Consider the following 16214-nt stretch of genomic DNA (forward strand, 5'->3'; position numbering starts at 1 on the left):
GCGAACGAGGGTGGGCACGGCGCAAGAGCGCCTTAGCCCACCCTACGAGACCTTAAGTCAACCGCCGCGCCTGGCATCGGCTGCGGCACCGAGGAGCAACAAACATGTCGTACAAGAACTTCAGGGTTGAGACCGATTCCGATGGCATCGCGCTCGTCACCTGGGACATCCCGGGCCGTTCGATGAACGTGCTCGACGAGACTTCGACCAACGAGCTCGACGCCATCGTCAAGGCGACCACGGCAGACGCCGCGGTGAAGGGCGTCGTCATCACCTCGGCGAAAGAAGCATTCTGCGCCGGCGCCGACCTCTCGATGCTCGAAGGCATGAACCAGGCCTACGCAAAGCTCTTCAAGGAGCAGGGCGAGACCGCGGCGAACCAGATGCTGTTCGACCAGAGCCGCCGCTTCTCGCAGGTGCTGCGCTCGATCGAAACCTCCGGCAAGCCATGGGCGGCCGCGATCAACGGCCTCGCGCTCGGCGGCGGTTTCGAGATCACGCTATGCTGCCACTATCGCGTGGCCGCGGAGAATCCCAAGACCCGCCTCGGCCTGCCCGAGGTCAAGGTCGGCCTCTTCCCCGGCGCCGGCGGCACGCAGCGCGTGCCGCGCCTGGTGCCGCCGCAGGACGCCATGACGATCCTGCTCAAGGGTGATCCGGTCACGATCGAGAAGGCGAAGGCGCTGAACCTGATCCACGCCATCGTTCCCGCCGCCGACCTCATCAAGGCGGCCAAGGACTGGATCAAGGGCGGTGGCAAGGCGGTCGCGCCCTGGGACGAGAAGGGTTTTAAGCTCCCCGGCGGCCCGGTGTTCTCCAAGGCCGGCATGATGATGTTCCCCGCCGGCAACGCCATCTATCGCCGCGAGACCTACGACAATTATCCGGCCGCGCGCGCGATCATGAGCTGTGTCTATGAAGGCCTCCAGCTGCCGATCGACGCCGCGCTTCGCGTGGAGTCCCGCTATTTCACCTCGGTGCTGCGCTCGAAGGAAGCGGCTGCAATGATCCGCAGCCTGTTCCTGTCGATGCAGGAGCTGAACAAGGGCGCCCGCCGTCCGAAGAACGTGCCGCCCACCAAGGTGAAGAAGATCGCCGTGATCGGCGCCGGCTTCATGGGCGCGAGCGTCGGCTACGTCTCGGCCCGTGCCGGCCTCGACGTCGTTCTGATCGACCGCGACCAGGAGAGCGCCGACAAGGGTAAGGCGCACGCCCAGAAGGTGATCGAGGAGCAGATCAAGAAAGGCCGCGCCAAGCCTGGCGATGCCGAAGCGCTGCTCGCGCGCATCACGGCGACGGCGGATTATGCCGCGCTGAGGGACGTCGACCTCGTCATCGAGGCCGTGTTCGAGGACCGCAAGGTCAAGGCGGAGACCTTCGCCAAGGCGCAGGAATACCTGAAGCCCGACGTGATCTTCGCGTCCAACACCTCCACGCTGCCGATCACCTCGCTGGCCGAGAGCTTCAAGGACCAGGGCAAGTTCGTCGGCATCCACTTCTTCTCGCCGGTCGAGAAGATGATGCTGGTCGAGATCATCCTCGGCAAGAACACCGGCGATGTCGCGCTCGCGACCGCGCTCGATTACGTCCGGCAGATCGGCAAGACGCCGATCGTCGTCAACGACAGCCGCGGCTTCTTCGCCAACCGCTGCGTCGGCCGCTACGTCGCCGAAGGCAACGAGATGTTCCTCGAAGGCGTGCCGCCGGCGATGATCGAGAACTGTGCCAAGATGGCCGGCATGCCGGTCGGCCCGCTCTCGCTGTCGGACGAAGTCGCGCTCGACCTCGGCCTCAAGATCATGAAGGCGACGGAAGCCGATCTCGGCCCCAACGCCATCAACCCCGACCAGAAGAAGCTGATGGTCGAGATGGTCGAGAAGCAGGGCCGGCTCGGCCGCAAGAACAGCAAGGGCTTCTACGACTATCCCGAGAAGGGCAAGGGCCAGAAGAGCCTGTGGCCAGGCCTGTCCGCGTTGCAGCCGAAGCAGCTCGACCCTGATACGCTCGACGTCGAGGAGCTGAAGCAGCGCTTCCTGGTGGTGCAGGCGGTGGAAGCCGCGCGCACGGTCGAGGACCACGTCATCACCGATCCGCGCGAGGCCGACGTCGGCTCGATCCTCGGCTTCGGCTTCGCGCCGTTCACCGGCGGCACGCTGTCCTACATCGACTTCATGGGCACGAAGAAGTTCGTCGAGCTCTGCCACAAGTTAGAGGCCAAATACGGCTCGCGCTTCACCCCGCCGAAGTTGCTGGAAGAGATGGCGGCGAAGGGCGAGACTTTCTACGGCCGCTTCGCGCCGAAGAAGGCGGCGGCCTAAGAGAGCCAGTAGCCCGGATGGAGCGAAAGCGAAATCCGGGACAGCATCTCCTCGGATGCTGGAGTTACCCGGATTACGCTTCGCTCCATCCGGGCTACGCAGACTGCGCAGAAACAAAAGGCCGGATCATCGATCCGGCCTTTTTTATTTTCCGTGATCGAACGGCGAGAATGCGCGGCCCGATATCGGGTCACCGGCGCCGCTTCAAATCCCAGCCACGCTCGCTCCGCCCTGGCACCGCTCTTGCTAATGAATCATCGGATGACCACTAGCATTGAAGGTGTCCCGCGATGATCCCGACGGTGTCTCAAGACAGCGCAGCCGGCGTTGCGATAAGACACGCCCCGCTATTTCTGGTGGGTCGGCTGTGGCCGCGCCGCGGGCTCCTACGGCGGCGCAGAAAAATTCCCTCGTGGGCCGGCCTGGCCCTACTCGTTCTCTTCTTCGATATGGCGATGGCTATGCTCGCCTGGTTCGCCGTCGATCTCGTCCTGCATTGAGAGCTTTCCTCTGTGCAGGTGGAACGTCGCCGCCAGATAGGCCAGCTGGCCGGTAACAAGACAGCCGACGACGATTGGAATGCCGGTCCAAAATCCGAAGCCCGAGGTCTGAAGGACGGTTGCGGCAAGGATCGCGGTCGCCGGCGAGACCAGCGACAAAGCCCACACTCGGAAGAATAGCCCCGTCGCCATTCCAGTGATTGCACTCGCGAGCAAGAGGAGGAGTACGGTTGTCACGAGAGCTTCCCAGTTCGGGGGCCCGCATTGCGGGCCCTAGCTGAAGTAGAGCCAACCGGATTGCTCTCACAAGGATGGTGACCTCCGCCGAGCACGCAAGGCGGAGTTATTGTTAACTCCGACAATGCTCGTAAAATTGATTTCAAGACATCTCGAACCTCCGGGTTTCCCCGAGCGGTTCAAGCAAAAGAGCCGGATCATCGATCCGGCTCTTTATCATCTCGCCTGTTGTGATCTGGCCTTACGCTGCCTGGACCAATCCTTCCTTCTTCAGCGCTTCCTGCACCTGCGGCCGCGCCGCGACGCGGGCCTTGTAGGCGGTCAGGTTGGGCATCGCGGAGAGGTCGAACTTCATCCGGTCGCCCCAGGTCAGCATCGTGAAGAGATAGCCATCGGCGACCGTGAACTGCTTGCCCATGAGGTAGTCGCGGCCGGCGAGCTGGCTGTCGATATATTTCAGCTTGCCCATGACGCGATCCCTGAAGAAGGCCTTGGCCTCGTCGTTCAGCGCCGGGGCGAACAGCGGGCCAAAGCTCTTGTGCACCTCCGAGGTGAGGAAGTTGAGCCATTCGAGCAGCTTGTAGCGCTCGGAACTGTCGCGGGCGGGGGCCAGCGCTTTGCTTGATGCCTGATCGGCGATCATCTGGACAATCACGGGGCCTTCGGTCACGATCTCACCGCTATCGAGGCCCAGCGCAGGAACCTGGCCCTTGGGGTTCAGCTTCAGATAATCCTCGCCATTTTCGAGCTTCTTGGCTCGGATATCGACCTTGACCAGCTCATAGGGCAGGCCGGCTTCCAGGAGCGCGATGTGGGGGGACAGGGAGCAGGCGCCGGGCGAATAGTACAGTTTCATGGAATTTCCTTCTCGTGACGCTTGGTGGGGGCGAAAGAACGACTACATGCGCTTGCATGAAATAGTCAAGATTGATGCAGGTGCATCGAGTGAGGTAAAGAGCGGGCGACGAGCTTGAGCGCGACCATGAAACGCAAACCATCGACCGAGGCAACTTCGGCCTGGATCCGCCTGATGCGGGTGCAGAGCCGCGTGCTCGACTGCGTCGAGCAGGACCTGAAGAAAGCGGGGTTCCCGCCGCTCGCCTGGTATGACGCGCTGCTCGAACTGTCCCGCGCCCCCTCTGGCGAGCTGCGGCCGGTGGAGCTCGAACGCCAGATGCTGATCCCGCAATACTCGACCTCGCGGCTGATCGACCGCCTGGTCGATGAAGGCCTCGCCTCGCGGCGCGAATGCAAGATCGACAAGCGCGGCCAGTTCGTCGAGATCACGGAAGCCGGCCGCGAGTTGCAGAAGCGGATGTGGGGCGCTTATTCGGCCGCAATCGAGAAATATGTCGGTTCGAAACTATCGGATGCCGACGCCGTCAAGCTCAGTGGTCTGCTTGATCGCCTAGGCTGTTCGTGCGGCGAGATGAAATTGCCGCCCGTCGCCAACGTCAACGAAAGCACACCGTCGCGATGATCGCGCGGCAAACCAGCACGTCCGCGCGCCCGGCGGGTTCGCGGACCCTCCCCGTCACCCGCGCGTTCGGTCGAAGCGCTTTTTGATTAGAGTTTGATATGGCGCGAGACCAGATCGATATGACGCCACTGCAATCGCGCGACGAACTCGTCACGTGGTTCGAGGCCGGCTGCAAGGACCCCTCCGAATTCCGCCTGGGGACCGAGCACGAGAAGACGCCGTTCACGCTCGAAGGCCATCGACCCGTGCCTTACGAAGGCGCGCGCGGCATTGGCGCGCTGCTCGAGGGCATGAAGCTCCTGCTCGGCTGGGAGCCGATCATGGAGAGAGGCAACATCATCGGCCTCTACGACGTCACCGGCGGCGGTGCCATCTCGCTCGAGCCCGGCGGACAGTTCGAGCTCTCCGGCGCGCCGGTCGAGAACGTGCACCAGACCCAGAGCGAGCTGATGGCGCATCTGGCGCAAGTGCGCGAGATCGCGACCCCGCTCGGCATCGGCTTCCTCGGGCTCGGCATGACGCCGTCCTGGTCGCGCGCGGACATCCCGGTGATGCCCAAGGGCCGCTACAAGATCATGACCAATTACATGCCGAAGGTCGGTCAATACGGCCTCGACATGATGTACCGGACCTGCACGGTGCAGACCAATCTCGACTTCTCCTCGGAAGCCGACATGGTCAAGAAGCTGCGGGTCTCGCTCGCGCTTCAGCCGGTCGCGACCGCGCTGTTCGCCAACTCGCCTTTCACCGAGGGCAAGCCGAACGGCTTCCTCTCCTTCCGCTCCGAGATCTGGCGCGACACCGACAATGCGCGTTCGGGCATGATGCCCTGGGCGTTCGAGGACGGCATGGGTTTCGAGCGCTATGTCGACTACGCGCTCGACGTGCCCATGTATTTCGTCAAGCGCGGCGAGGACTACATCGACGTGTCGGGCTCCTCGTTCCGCGCCTTCTTCGACGGCCGCAACAACAATCTGCCCGGCGAGCGGCCGACGTTGTCGGACTGGGCCAACCATCTCTCGACGATCTTTCCCGAGGTGCGGCTCAAGCGCTATCTCGAGATGCGCGGCTCGGACGGTGGCCCGTGGGGCCGGTTGCCGGCGCTACCGGCGTTCTGGGTCGGGCTGCTCTACGACGACGTCTCGCTCGACGCCGCCTGGGAAATCGTGAAGCACTGGAGCGCGCCTGAACGTCAGGCCTTGCGCGACGATGTGCCGCGCTTCGGCTTCAAGTCGCGGATCAGGGATCGCTATCTCTTCGAGATCGCCAAGGAGTGCCTGGTCCTGGCACATGCCGGCCTGCGCCGGCGCGGCCGGATCGACCAGCTCGGCCGCGACGAGACCCGGCATCTGGAGCCGCTTGATCGCATCATCGATTCCGGCCGCACGCCGGCCGAGGAGATGCTGGATAAGTTTAATGGTCCCTGGAAGGGTTCGGTGGAACCGGCCTACGCGGAATACGCTTTCTAGACCAATAGGCTAACGATCGGGAACTGAGCGTTCATCGCACGTACAGGTTTGCGGCCATCAAATGATCGGCTGAAAAAACCTGAGCGTCGTCAATAACTCGAAAGCTGTTCCGATGGGGAAGGGTCGCCTGTCCGGGGGCGTCATCGCAAGCGTCGTGGCATGCGCCGCGCTGCTGCTTTCGCTCGTGTTTGCGAGCGTGCCGGCGCGCGCGCAGACGGCGTTCGACCGCCCGGGCGGCGACTATTTCAACACGCCGGTCACCTCGGGTGATCCCGAGGATTGTGCGCTGCTCTGCGAGCGTGACCGCCGTTGCCGCTCCTGGAGTTTCAACTATCCCGACGTCGAAGGCGGCTCGGCGGTGTGCTGGCTCAAGAACACGGTGCCGGCGCGCGTGCCGGGCAATTGCTGCATCTCCGGCGTCCGCGGCGCCGGCGTGATCGAGCCGCGCATCGAGGGCGTGGAAACTTCGATCGATCGTCCGGGCGGAGACCTGCGCAATTTCGAGCTCAAGGTCGGCGAAGGCGAGGAGGCCTGCAAGGCGGCCTGCACCGCCGACAACAAATGCCGCGCCTTCACCTATGCCCGTCCAGGCTACACCGGGCGCGAGGCGCGCTGCTTCCTGAAAAAGGAAATCAAGCCGCCGCGGCGGAAGGCGGGATTCACGTCGGGCGTGGTGCGGTAGGCAAGATGCCGTAGCCAAGGCATCGGTCCCGTAGGGTGGGCAAAGCGAAGCGTGCCCACCATTTCTTATTGCAATTGCGGAAACATGGTGGGCATGGCGCTTCGCGCCTTTGCCCACCCTACGGCATCTCACTCCGCCGCAATCACCGTAAGCTCCGGCCACAGCGCCTTCCAACGCGCGGCCTTCGCCTCGTAATTGGCAGCGGAAAAATTCAGCGCCCGATTGGGCCGCACGATCAGCCTCGCGACGTCGTCGAACCCGTGCGGCGCATAGACCTCGAAATTCCCGTCGGCCGGCCGGATGCCGAGCTGCGTATTCTCCGTGAGAAAGCGGTCGATGCCATCGGACGCGCGCCTCAAAGGCGGATAGGGCAGGCCATGCTTGTCAGGGTACCACAGATGCACACGCGCCTGGTTGCGAATCTCGACCTTGGCGCCGAGATGCGCGAGCCGCGCATTCAGCTTGCGGATCACCGCGTCCTCCGCCTCCCACGAGGTATCGGAGTCGAAATAGAACACGTCGTAATCGGCGATGCCGTGATCGATCGGGCGGCCCGTGAGCACGTTCCACACCGACTGCACCAGGCAACCTGCGACCAGCCACGCATCCGGCAGCGCGAGTCGACCGAGCTCATCGATGATCGCGGCGTTGACGGGGTTTTGCAGAGCGAGAGCGAGGAATTCGTCTTTGCTCATGGCCGACCGGAGGCTTCGTAAGGGTGGGCAAAGGCGCGCTCTTCGCGCGTCGTGCCCACCATCTCTCCACGTTGCGACAGAAGTGGCGGGCACGCTTCCGCTTTGCCCGCCCTACGATCTACGCTTTAGTCAATGCACGGCGGTGAAGAACCGCGCGAGCCTGAAGCCGGAGAGCCAGGTCCACACCGGTTGGCCGCGGATGCCGAGATCCCAGGAGCCGAGCACGGCGTCCGCGCGGCCGACCAGATTGTCGATCGGCAACAGGCCGACGCCACCGGAGCGCAGCGGCACGCGGCTGTCGGCGGAGTTGTCGCGGTTGTCGCCGAGCACGAACAGATGGCCTGCTGGCACCGTCACTTCCGGCGTGTTGTCGAGCGGGCCGTTGTCGCGCATCTTGAAGATCAGGTGCGACACGCCGTTCGGCAGCGTCTCGATATAGCGGTAGGCGGGCTCGCGGCCGCCATTGTCGTCCTCGGCAGCGCCAACGCCATCGGGCTTCAGCTCAGCGGGACGGTCGTTAATGAAGAGCTGGCCCTGCCGCATCTGGATGCGGTCGCCAGGCAAGCCGACGACGCGCTTGACCCAGGCCTGCGAGCGATCACCGGGCCAGCGGAACACGACGACGTCGCCGCGCTTCGGCGTCTCCGCGAAGACGCGGCCGGTCTCTGGCAGGTTGATCTGGATCGGCAGCGACGAGGTGCCGTAGCCATAGGGGAATTTCGAGGCGAGCAGCGCATCGCCGATCAAGAGCGTCGGCTCCATCGAGCCCGACGGCACGTAGAACGGTTCGGCCAGCGCGCCCTTGGCAATGAACACGGCGGCGACGATGCCGGCCAGCTGCATCAGCTGCCCGCCCCAGCCGCTGCTCTTCCGCTTGGTGGTGACAGTCACCTTTTCTTCCACGCTCATGCGCCCGTTCCACCTACTGTAATGCGCTCCATCAACAGCGATGGCTGGCCGACGCCGACAGGCACGCCCTGGCCGTTCTTGCCGCAGGTGCCGATGCCGGTGTCGAGCGCGAGGTCGTTGCCGACCATGCGGATGCGGTGCAGGTCGGTCGGCCCGTTGCCGATCAGCATGGCGCCCTTCAGAGGCGCCCCCAGCTTGCCGTTCTCGATCTTGTAGGCCTCGGTGCACTGGAACACGTATTTGCCCGAGGTGATGTCGACCTGGCCGCCGCCGAAATTCGCGGCGAACACGCCGTTCTTCACGGAGGCGAGGATCTCGGCGGGATCGCGCTCGCCGGCGAGCATGTAGGTGTTGGTCATGCGCGGCATCGGCACATGGGCGTAGCCCTGGCGGCGGCCGTTGCCGGTCGGCTTCATGTTCATCAGGCGCGCGTTCTGGCGGTCCTGCATGTAGCCGACCAGGATGCCGTCCTCGATCAGCACGGTGCGATTGGTCGGCGTGCCCTCGTCGTCGATCGAGAGCGAGCCGCGGCGCGAGGCGATGGTGCCGTCGTCGACCACGGTGACGCCCTTGGCAGCGACCTGCTGGCCCATCAGGCCGGCAAAGGCCGAGGTCTTCTTGCGGTTGAAGTCGCCCTCGAGGCCATGGCCGACCGCTTCATGCAGCATCACGCCGGGCCAGCCGGCGCCGAGCACGACGTCCATTTCGCCGGCGGGGGCGGGAATCGATTCCAGGTTGACGAGCGCTTCGCGCAGCGCGCCGTCGGCGGCCTCGCGCCAGCTCCTGCTCTCGATGAACTCGGCATAGCCGGCGCGGCCGCCATAACCCTTGCTGCCGCTCTCCTGGCGGTCGCCCTGGCCGGCGACGACGGAGATGTTGACGCGCACCAGCGGGCGGATGTCGCGATAGCTTTCGCCGTCGGGCCGCAGGATCTCGACGACCTGCCAGGTCGCCCCTAAGCTGACGCTGACCTGCCGCACCCGCGGATCCTTGTCGCGCAGATAGGCGTCGATCTCGGCGAGCAGTTTTACTTTGGTCTCGAAGCCGGGGGCATCGAGCGGATTGTCGTCACTGTAAAGCCGCACGTTGGTATGCGCTGGCGGGGCGGCAAAGCTGCCGGAGTAGCCGCCGCGCACGGCCGCGACTGCATCAGCGGCGCGAATCAGCGCCGGTAGCGACACGTCGGAGGAATGCGCATAGCCGACCGCATCGTCCTTGACGGCGCGCAGGCCAAAGCCCTGCGAGGTGTCATAGGTCGCCTGCTTCAGCCGCCCATTGTCGAACATCAGCGCTTCGGTCTGGCTGTACTCCAGGAACAGCTCGCCATCGTCGGCGCCGGCCAGCCCGCGCGCGACCTCGTTGCGAACCTGGTCGCGGTCGAGATTGGCGCGGTCGAGCAGGGAGGTAGTGGCAGGGTTGGTCATGCGTCCGTCCATTATCGGGGGATGTGGGGCAAGATAATGGTTTCGGACCGGTTCCGCGAGGGCGCCAAGCCTCACATTACGGAAACAATGGAATCGCCCGGTCGTCGAGCCGTCCTACGGCAGCTTGTCGTAGCCCTCACCCAGCCCGTTCAGGCTGAGCGGGAAGCCGATGCCTTCTTCAGGGGTCTCGAAGATGATGAAGGTCGCGGTCTTGGCGCTGCGGAGCTGGCCCAGCAGCTTGTCGTCCATCACCACTTCCGCGACGCAGCCGTTAGGCAGGCATCTGACGAAACCGGCGCGGCCGACGTCCTGGTTGTCGAGCTTGAGGCCGAGGCCGGAGGGCAAGAGCACGCCGAGCGGGGCGACCACCCGCATCAGGCGGCTCTTCTGGTCGGCGGTCTTGAGCACGATCACGGTCAGGCCGGCATTGGAGCGGTCTTCCGCCACCACGCTCTGGATCAAGGCGCATTGCTCGGTCTGGGCGCCGGGCGGGGTGTCGCAGCGGATCTGCCAGTCACCATGGACGGAGCGCACCGCGCCCTGCGCATGGGCAAGACCGGGCAGCGCCAGGAAGGCAACCGCCAGCAGGGCGGCCAGCATCGTGAGGCCGCCAGCCTGCCTTGCCATGCATCTCGAAAGCCCCATCGGGTCGGTCCCTCTGCTCGCCTGGGTCGCTCGCACCTGACGGACTGATACGGGAATGACGGCGTCTTGAAGGCAATTCCCAAGCAAATTCCGCGCCGCCGCGCACCACCATCGCCCGCACGAATCAGGTTCCTGCGCGGCTGTTTGCCAGTGCCTACCGCGGGCAATTCCGCTGTCAAGTCGCAGCGTACCGGGAAACGGCATTTTTGTCTGATGTTACTAGGAAATATCTTGCGGGTGATGCCTGGCAGATGAGGCCCAAGACTGCATTGCGATAGATCAAGAATTATGGTTTGAGAGGCTTGATTACGGCGTTCTAGCGATCTGGCCCCAATTCCTCTTAGAGGTATTCTTGCGCGGCGGTTTGTCAGACGGGCGGATCGAATAAGCGTTTCCCGGAAATAGGGGAATGCACGTGGGGTGATTTCGTAAGGGGAGCGCGAACGGCATGAGGATGTCGATGGGCCGGATGGGCCGGCAGTTGCTGGGATTGGCCGTGGCGGGTCTGACGCTGGCGACGGGCGGTGTGGCTTTCGCCGAGCTCGGGCAACCGGCACCGTGGGAGTGGACGCTCCAGCAATCCGGCTCGCCGGTGATGGACAACATCGTCTGGTTCCACAACTTCCTGTTGGTGCTGATCACCCTGATCACGCTGTTCGTCCTGGCGCTGCTCGTGCTCGTGGTCATCAAGTTCAATGCGAGGGCCAATCCGGTGCCGTCGCGGACCACCCACAACACGCTGATCGAGGTGGTGTGGACCCTGGTTCCTGTGCTGATCCTGGTCGGCATCGCGGTGCCGTCGTTCCGCCTCCTGTTCCTCGAGCTCGACGTGCCGAAGGCGGATCTGACCGTCAAGGCGACGGGCAAGCAGTGGTACTGGTCCTATGCCTATCCTGATAACGGCAAGTTCGAGTTCGACTCGCTGATGGCCCAGGACAAGCAGCCCCGCCTGCTCGGCGTCGACAACGAGATGGTGGTGCCGGTCAACAAGGTGATTCGGGTCCAGACCACGGGCGCGGACGTCATCCACGCCTTCGCGCTGCCGGCTTTCGGCGTCAAGATCGACGCCATTCCGGGCCGACTGAACGAGACCTGGTTCAAGGCCACCAAGACCGGCATGTATTACGGCCAGTGCTCGGAACTGTGCGGCAAGGATCATGCCTTCATGCCGATCGCGATCCGCGTGGTCGACGACCAGGAGTTCGCCTCCTGGGTCGAGACCGCGAAGAAGAAATTTGCGAGCGGCGGCACCAGCACCTACGCCTCCGCGGCCGGCCCGACGCAGTAAGCGCCGGGCGCAGGCTCGAGGGACTGAAAGCGACATGAAGGGCGGGACCGCATAAGGTCCGAATGGGACGCAAGGCAGGATTTGAAAATGGCAACGAGCGCAGCGGCACACGGCGATCACGCGCATCATGACGAGCACGCCCATCCGACCGGATGGCGGCGCTACGTTTATTCGACCAACCACAAGGACATCGGCACGATGTACCTGATCTTCGCGGTCATCGCCGGCGTCATCGGCGCCACGATGTCGATCGCGATCCGGGCCGAGCTGATGTATCCGGGCGTGCAGATCTTCCACGAGACGCACACCTACAACGTCTTCGTGACCTCGCACGGCCTGATCATGATCTTCTTCATGGTCATGCCCGCAATGATCGGCGGTTTCGGCAACTGGTTCGTGCCGCTGATGATCGGCGCGCCCGACATGGCGTTCCCGCGCATGAACAACATCTCGTTCTGGCTGCTGCCGGCCTCCTTTGCGCTGCTCTTGATGTCGACCTTCGTCGAGGGCGAGCCGGGCGCCAACGGCGTCGGCGCCGGCTGGACCATGTATGTGCCGCTGTCGAGCTCCGGTCATCCGGGCCCGGCCGTCGACTTCGCGATCCTGTCGCTGCATCTGGCAGGCGCCTCATCGATCCTCGGCGCCATCAACTTCATCACCACGATCTTCAACATGCGCGCGCCGGGCATGACCCTGCACAAGATGCCGCTGTTCGTGTGGTCGATCCTGGTGACGGTGTTCCTGCTGCTGCTGTCGCTGCCGGTGCTCGCCGGTGCGATCACCATGCTGCTCACCGACCGCAATTTCCACACGACGTTCTTCGCACCCGACGGCGGCGGCGATCCCGTGCTGTTCCAGCACCTGTTCTGGTTCTTCGGCCATCCCGAGGTTTACATCCTGATCCTGCCCGGCTTCGGCATGGTCAGCCAGATCGTCTCGACCTTTTCGCGCAAGCCCGTATTCGGCTATCTCGGCATGGCCTACGCCATGGTCGCGATCGGCGGCATCGGCTTCGTAGTGTGGGCACACCACATGTACACGGTCGGCATGTCCTCGGCGACGCAGGCCTATTTCGTCGCCGCCACGATGGTCATCGCGGTTCCGACCGGCGTGAAGATCTTCTCCTGGATCGCCACGATGTGGGGCGGTTCGATCGAATTCCGCGCGCCGATGATCTGGGCCGTGGGCTTCATCTTCCTGTTCACGGTCGGCGGCGTCACCGGCGTCGTGCTGGCGAACGCGGGCGTCGACCGCGTGCTGCAGGACACTTACTACGTCGTTGCGCACTTCCACTACGTGCTGTCGCTCGGCGCCGTGTTCGCGATCTTCGCGGGCTGGTACTACTGGTTCCCGAAGATGTCGGGCTACATGTACAACGAGACGCTGGCGAAGGCCCACTTCTGGGTCACCTTCATCGGCGTCAACATGGTGTTCTTCCCGCAGCACTTCCTGGGTCTGTCGGGCATGCCGCGCCGCTACGTCGACTATCCCGATGCGTTCGCAGGCTGGAACCTGGTCTCCTCGGTCGGCTCCTACATCTCCGGCTTCGGCGTCTTGATCTTCCTCTACTGCGTGCTCGACGCCTTCATGCGCAGGGTGCCGGCGGGCAACAATCCCTGGGGTGCGGGGGCGACCACGCTGGAGTGGACGCTGTCCTCGCCGCCGCCCTTCCACCAGTTCGAAGTGCTGCCGCGCGTGCAGTAAGCCATCGTCCGCGGCGCCCGAGACGGGCGCCGCGGCTGTTCACGAAGCGAGTTGAATTAAGTGTCCGTCCTCGACCACAACGCCATCGACATCAATCCCCGCATCTCCGAAGCGGAGGTCGGCGACTACATCGCGCTGCTCAAGCCGCGGGTGATGTCGCTGGTGATCTTCACCGCGCTGGTCGGGATGGCGATGGCGCCCGGGCATTTCCACCCCGTGCTGGCGATCACCTCGCTGCTCTGCATCGCCGTCGGTGCCGGTGCCTCCGGCGCGCTCAACATGGCGCTCGAAGGCGACATCGACGCCAAGATGTCGCGCACGGCGAACCGGCCGATCCCGCGCGGCCGCATCACCCGTCCCGAGGCGATGGCGTTCGGCATGACGCTCGCTTTCTTCTCGGTGATGACGCTCGGCATCCTCGTCAACTGGATCGCGGGCGCGCTGCTCGCCTTCACCATCTTCTTCTACGTCGTGATCTACACGATGTGTCTGAAGCGCTGGACCGCGCAGAACATCGTGATCGGCGGCGCCGCCGGCGCGCTGCCGCCGGTGGTGGCCTGGGCCGCCGTGACAGGCACGGTCGACGTCGAGCCGCTGTTGCTGTTCGCCATCATCTTCTTCTGGACGCCGCCGCATTTCTGGGCGCTGGCGCTGTTCCGCTCCGACGATTACGCCCGCGCCGGCATTCCGATGCTGCCCAACGTCTCCGGTCCCGACGCAACGCGCCTCCAGATCCTACTCTACACCATCGTGCTGATCGCGGTCGCTGCCGCACCCTGGGCGCTCGGCTATTTCGACGCCGTCTACGGCATCGTTTCGCTGATCCTTGGTGCCGGCATGCTGGTGCTCGCCATCAACGTCTACATGCGCCGCGAGCGCAGCCAGTCGCTGCGCGCGACCCGCAAGCTGTTTGCCTTCTCCATCCTTTATCTGTTCGCGCTATTCGCGACCTTGCTGGCCGAGGTCGTGTTCCGGGCGCTTGCTCCGATGGCATGGGGCGCATGAGGCAGGGATGGCCGACAAACCCGAGCCAGATGGAATCGTCCTCACCGAGGCGCAGAAGAAGAGCCGTCGTCAGCGCTCGATCGCGATCGCGCTCGCGCTCGGCGTGCTCGTGGTGCTGTTCTTCGCCGTCACCATGGTCAAGGGACCGGCGGTTCTAGTGCGGCCGATGTAGGGAAGATGGATCACGAGCCGACCATATCGCAGGACGTCAGCGCCAAGCCGGCCAAGCGCCGCGGGCTGGGTCGCGATGTGGTGGTTGCTTCCATCTGCGGCGGCGTGGTGGCGCTGATGGTGGGGGCATCCTACGCGGCAGTGCCGTTCTACAACTGGTTCTGCCGCGCTACCGGCTTCAACGGCACCACCCAGGTCGCGACCTCCGCGCCAGCGACCGGCCCGATCGCGCGAAAAATCTCGGTGCGTTTCGATTCCAACGTCGCGCCGGGCCTGCCCTGGAAGTTCGAGCCCGAGCAGAGCGAGATCGAGGTCAATATCGGTCAGGTCACGACCATCTACTACACCGTGACCAACCAGGCCGCGCGCACCACCGCGGGCCAGGCCGCCTATAACGTCGCGCCGCTTACGGTCGGGTCATATTTCCAGAAGATCAACTGCTTCTGCTTCACCGAGCAGACCATGGCGCCCGGCGAGAAACGGGAGATGCCGGTCGTGTTCTACGTCGATCCGTCGATCGCCGACGACCACGAGAACGACGGGCTGAACACGATCACGCTGTCCTACACGTTCTATCCGGTGAAGGATCCCGTGGTGAAGCCGCTGGCATCCGGCGAACGCGACAAACGCAAGGGAAATCTCTGATCGCCGGGCTCATGGCTCGGGGGGTTGGACACAAGGGGATAAGTGCCTGATAGGCACGGGATTGAGGAGAGAGACCGCAAATGGCAACGGCGCACACCAAGCATCACGACTATCACCTGGTCGATCCCTCTCCCTGGCCGGCCGTCGGCTCGCTGTCGGCCTTCATCATGGCGGTCGGCGCGATCGCTTGGATGCATCACATGTTCTCGGCTGCGCCGATCGTGTTCGGCGTCGGCACCGTCGGCGTGCTCTACACCATGGCGAGCTGGTGGGGCGACGTGATCAAGGAAGCCCAGTACAAGGGCGACCACACCCGCGTCGTGCAGCTCCATCACCGCTACGGCATGATCCTGTTCATCGCCTCCGAGGTGATGTTCTTCGTGGCCTGGTTCTGGGCCTATTTCAACGCGGCGCTGTTCCCGGCCGACGCCGTCCATGCCACGCGCGATGCGGTGTTCGGCTGCGGCCTCGGCACCCAGGCCGGCGCCTGCTCCGTTCCCGGCACCTGGCCGCCAAAGGGCATCGAGACCTTCGATCCCTGGCATCTGCCGCTCCTGAACACGCTGATCCTGCTCACCTCCGGCACCACCGTGACCTGGGCGCACCACGCGCTGCTCGAGAACGATCGTCAGGGCCTGAAATACGGCCTGATCCTCACCGTCGTGCTGGGTGCGCTCTTCACCTGCGTGCAGGCCTATGAGTACAGCCACGCGGCGTTCTCGTTTGGCGGCAACGTCTACGGTGCGACCTTCTTCATGGCGACCGGCTTCCATGGCTTCCACGTGCTGGTCGGCACCATCTTCCTGCTGGTTTGCCTGTTCCGCGCCTATGCCGGCCACTTCACGCCGAAGCAGCATCTCGGCTTCGAGTTCGCCGCCTGGTACTGGCACTTCGTCGACGTGGTCTGGCTGTTCCTGTTCCTCTGCATCTATGTCTGGGGACACGGCGCCGAGACCATGGCCCACGGTGCGCACTGAGCCTGCGAGGCAGATGATCAGAAGGGGCGGCCGCTGGGCCGCCCTTTCGCTTTCCGGCCGCCGGA

Annotated in this window: 16 protein-coding genes; 10 read left to right on the forward strand and 6 right to left on the reverse strand. The window is 64.3% G+C overall.

Annotated features, from left to right (window positions below):
* Positions 1 to 104 precede the first annotated feature (104 nt).
* Entirely contained in the window at positions 105 to 2318 is a 2214-nt protein-coding gene (locus BLV07_RS12195; protein WP_091885193.1) for an FAD-dependent oxidoreductase, read from the forward strand.
* A 428-nt stretch (positions 2319 to 2746) separates the two neighbouring features.
* On the opposite strand, the gene BLV07_RS12200 is transcribed toward BLV07_RS12195, so the two are convergent.
* Positions 2747 to 3055 (reverse strand): hypothetical protein, encoded by a 309-nt coding sequence (locus BLV07_RS12200; RefSeq protein WP_091885195.1) that lies wholly within the window; start codon positions 3053 to 3055, stop codon positions 2747 to 2749.
* A gap of 241 nt (positions 3056 to 3296) precedes the next feature.
* Complete coding sequence (gstA, locus tag BLV07_RS12205) at positions 3297 to 3911, reverse strand: glutathione transferase GstA (protein WP_091885197.1); 615 nt, start codon at positions 3909 to 3911, stop codon at positions 3297 to 3299.
* A gap of 126 nt (positions 3912 to 4037) precedes the next feature.
* Here gstA and BLV07_RS12210 point away from each other — a divergent pair, with 126 nt between their 5' ends.
* The 3 genes from BLV07_RS12210 (at position 4038) to BLV07_RS12220 (ending at position 6686) form a co-directional block, all read left to right on the forward strand.
* On the forward strand, positions 4038 to 4535 hold the full coding sequence (locus BLV07_RS12210) for a MarR family winged helix-turn-helix transcriptional regulator (protein ID WP_018644966.1): 498 nt from the start codon (positions 4038 to 4040) through the stop codon (positions 4533 to 4535).
* A gap of 98 nt (positions 4536 to 4633) precedes the next feature.
* Complete coding sequence (locus BLV07_RS12215) at positions 4634 to 6004, forward strand: glutamate--cysteine ligase (protein ID WP_091885199.1); 1371 nt, start codon at positions 4634 to 4636, stop codon at positions 6002 to 6004.
* A gap of 112 nt (positions 6005 to 6116) precedes the next feature.
* A complete protein-coding gene (locus BLV07_RS12220) occupies positions 6117 to 6686 on the forward strand; it encodes a PAN domain-containing protein (protein ID WP_091885201.1) in 570 nt (189 codons plus the stop codon).
* A gap of 128 nt (positions 6687 to 6814) precedes the next feature.
* Here the strand turns inward: BLV07_RS12220 and BLV07_RS12225 are convergent, their stop codons facing one another.
* The 4 genes from BLV07_RS12225 to BLV07_RS12240 form a co-directional block, all read right to left on the reverse strand.
* Positions 6815 to 7381 carry a nucleotidyltransferase family protein gene (locus BLV07_RS12225; RefSeq protein WP_091885203.1) on the reverse strand — a complete coding sequence of 189 codons (567 nt, stop codon included), beginning with the start codon at positions 7379 to 7381 and terminating at the stop codon, positions 6815 to 6817.
* Positions 7382 to 7510: 129 nt separating this feature from the next.
* A complete protein-coding gene (lepB, locus tag BLV07_RS12230) occupies positions 7511 to 8290 on the reverse strand; it encodes a signal peptidase I (protein WP_091885205.1) in 780 nt (259 codons plus the stop codon).
* Entirely contained in the window at positions 8287 to 9714 is a 1428-nt protein-coding gene (tldD, locus tag BLV07_RS12235) for a metalloprotease TldD (protein WP_091885424.1), read from the reverse strand. Before tldD ends, lepB begins: the two co-directional genes overlap by 4 nt.
* A gap of 114 nt (positions 9715 to 9828) precedes the next feature.
* On the reverse strand, positions 9829 to 10359 hold the full coding sequence (locus BLV07_RS12240) for an invasion associated locus B family protein (RefSeq protein ID WP_091885207.1): 531 nt from the start codon (positions 10357 to 10359) through the stop codon (positions 9829 to 9831).
* A 448-nt stretch (positions 10360 to 10807) separates the two neighbouring features.
* On the opposite strand from BLV07_RS12240, the gene coxB reads away from it, so the two are divergent.
* From coxB to BLV07_RS12270, 6 genes are all read left to right on the forward strand, one after another.
* Complete coding sequence (gene coxB, locus BLV07_RS12245; RefSeq protein ID WP_091885209.1) at positions 10808 to 11647, forward strand: cytochrome c oxidase subunit II; 840 nt, start codon at positions 10808 to 10810, stop codon at positions 11645 to 11647.
* 87 nt (positions 11648 to 11734) lie between these two features.
* Positions 11735 to 13351 carry a cytochrome c oxidase subunit I gene (ctaD, locus tag BLV07_RS12250; RefSeq protein ID WP_091885212.1) on the forward strand — a complete coding sequence of 539 codons (1617 nt, stop codon included), beginning with the start codon at positions 11735 to 11737 and terminating at the stop codon, positions 13349 to 13351.
* Positions 13352 to 13411: 60 nt separating this feature from the next.
* Positions 13412 to 14356, forward strand: a complete 945-nt coding sequence (locus BLV07_RS12255; protein ID WP_091885215.1) for a heme o synthase — start codon at positions 13412 to 13414, stop codon at positions 14354 to 14356.
* A gap of 7 nt (positions 14357 to 14363) precedes the next feature.
* Positions 14364 to 14528 carry a cytochrome c oxidase system small membrane protein gene (locus BLV07_RS12260; protein WP_018644977.1) on the forward strand — a complete coding sequence of 55 codons (165 nt, stop codon included), beginning with the start codon at positions 14364 to 14366 and terminating at the stop codon, positions 14526 to 14528.
* Positions 14529 to 14533: 5 nt separating this feature from the next.
* Positions 14534 to 15172: a cytochrome c oxidase assembly protein gene (locus tag BLV07_RS12265; RefSeq protein WP_091885218.1), complete on the forward strand. Its 639-nt coding sequence runs from the start codon at positions 14534 to 14536 to the stop codon at positions 15170 to 15172.
* A gap of 80 nt (positions 15173 to 15252) precedes the next feature.
* Positions 15253 to 16149 (forward strand): cytochrome c oxidase subunit 3, encoded by an 897-nt coding sequence (locus BLV07_RS12270; protein ID WP_091885221.1) that lies wholly within the window; start codon positions 15253 to 15255, stop codon positions 16147 to 16149.
* Positions 16150 to 16214: the final 65 nt, after the last annotated feature.

It is taken from the genome of Bradyrhizobium sp. Rc2d, from assembly GCF_900099855.1.
GTDB lineage: Bacteria > Pseudomonadota > Alphaproteobacteria > Rhizobiales > Xanthobacteraceae > Bradyrhizobium.

Excerpts from the sequence above, each read along its gene's own strand:
- BLV07_RS12270 (WP_091885221.1), top strand. The coding sequence starts at position 15,253 with ATGGCAACGGCGCACACCAAGCATCACGACTATCACCTGGTCGATCCC.
- BLV07_RS12240 (WP_091885207.1), bottom strand. The coding sequence starts at position 10,359 with ATGGGGCTTTCGAGATGCATGGCAAGGCAGGCTGGCGGCCTCACGATG.
- BLV07_RS12225 (WP_091885203.1), bottom strand. The coding sequence starts at position 7,381 with ATGAGCAAAGACGAATTCCTCGCTCTCGCTCTGCAAAACCCCGTCAAC.
- BLV07_RS12210 (WP_018644966.1), top strand. The coding sequence starts at position 4,038 with ATGAAACGCAAACCATCGACCGAGGCAACTTCGGCCTGGATCCGCCTG.
- BLV07_RS12260 (WP_018644977.1), top strand. The coding sequence starts at position 14,364 with ATGGCCGACAAACCCGAGCCAGATGGAATCGTCCTCACCGAGGCGCAG.
- coxB (WP_091885209.1), top strand. The coding sequence starts at position 10,808 with ATGAGGATGTCGATGGGCCGGATGGGCCGGCAGTTGCTGGGATTGGCC.
- lepB (WP_091885205.1), bottom strand. The coding sequence starts at position 8,290 with ATGAGCGTGGAAGAAAAGGTGACTGTCACCACCAAGCGGAAGAGCAGC.
- BLV07_RS12265 (WP_091885218.1), top strand. The coding sequence starts at position 14,534 with ATGGATCACGAGCCGACCATATCGCAGGACGTCAGCGCCAAGCCGGCC.
- BLV07_RS12220 (WP_091885201.1), top strand. The coding sequence starts at position 6,117 with ATGGGGAAGGGTCGCCTGTCCGGGGGCGTCATCGCAAGCGTCGTGGCA.
- tldD (WP_091885424.1), bottom strand. The coding sequence starts at position 9,714 with ATGACCAACCCTGCCACTACCTCCCTGCTCGACCGCGCCAATCTCGAC.
- BLV07_RS12215 (WP_091885199.1), top strand. The coding sequence starts at position 4,634 with ATGGCGCGAGACCAGATCGATATGACGCCACTGCAATCGCGCGACGAA.
- BLV07_RS12195 (WP_091885193.1), top strand. The coding sequence starts at position 105 with ATGTCGTACAAGAACTTCAGGGTTGAGACCGATTCCGATGGCATCGCG.
- ctaD (WP_091885212.1), top strand. The coding sequence starts at position 11,735 with ATGGCAACGAGCGCAGCGGCACACGGCGATCACGCGCATCATGACGAG.
- gstA (WP_091885197.1), bottom strand. The coding sequence starts at position 3,911 with ATGAAACTGTACTATTCGCCCGGCGCCTGCTCCCTGTCCCCCCACATC.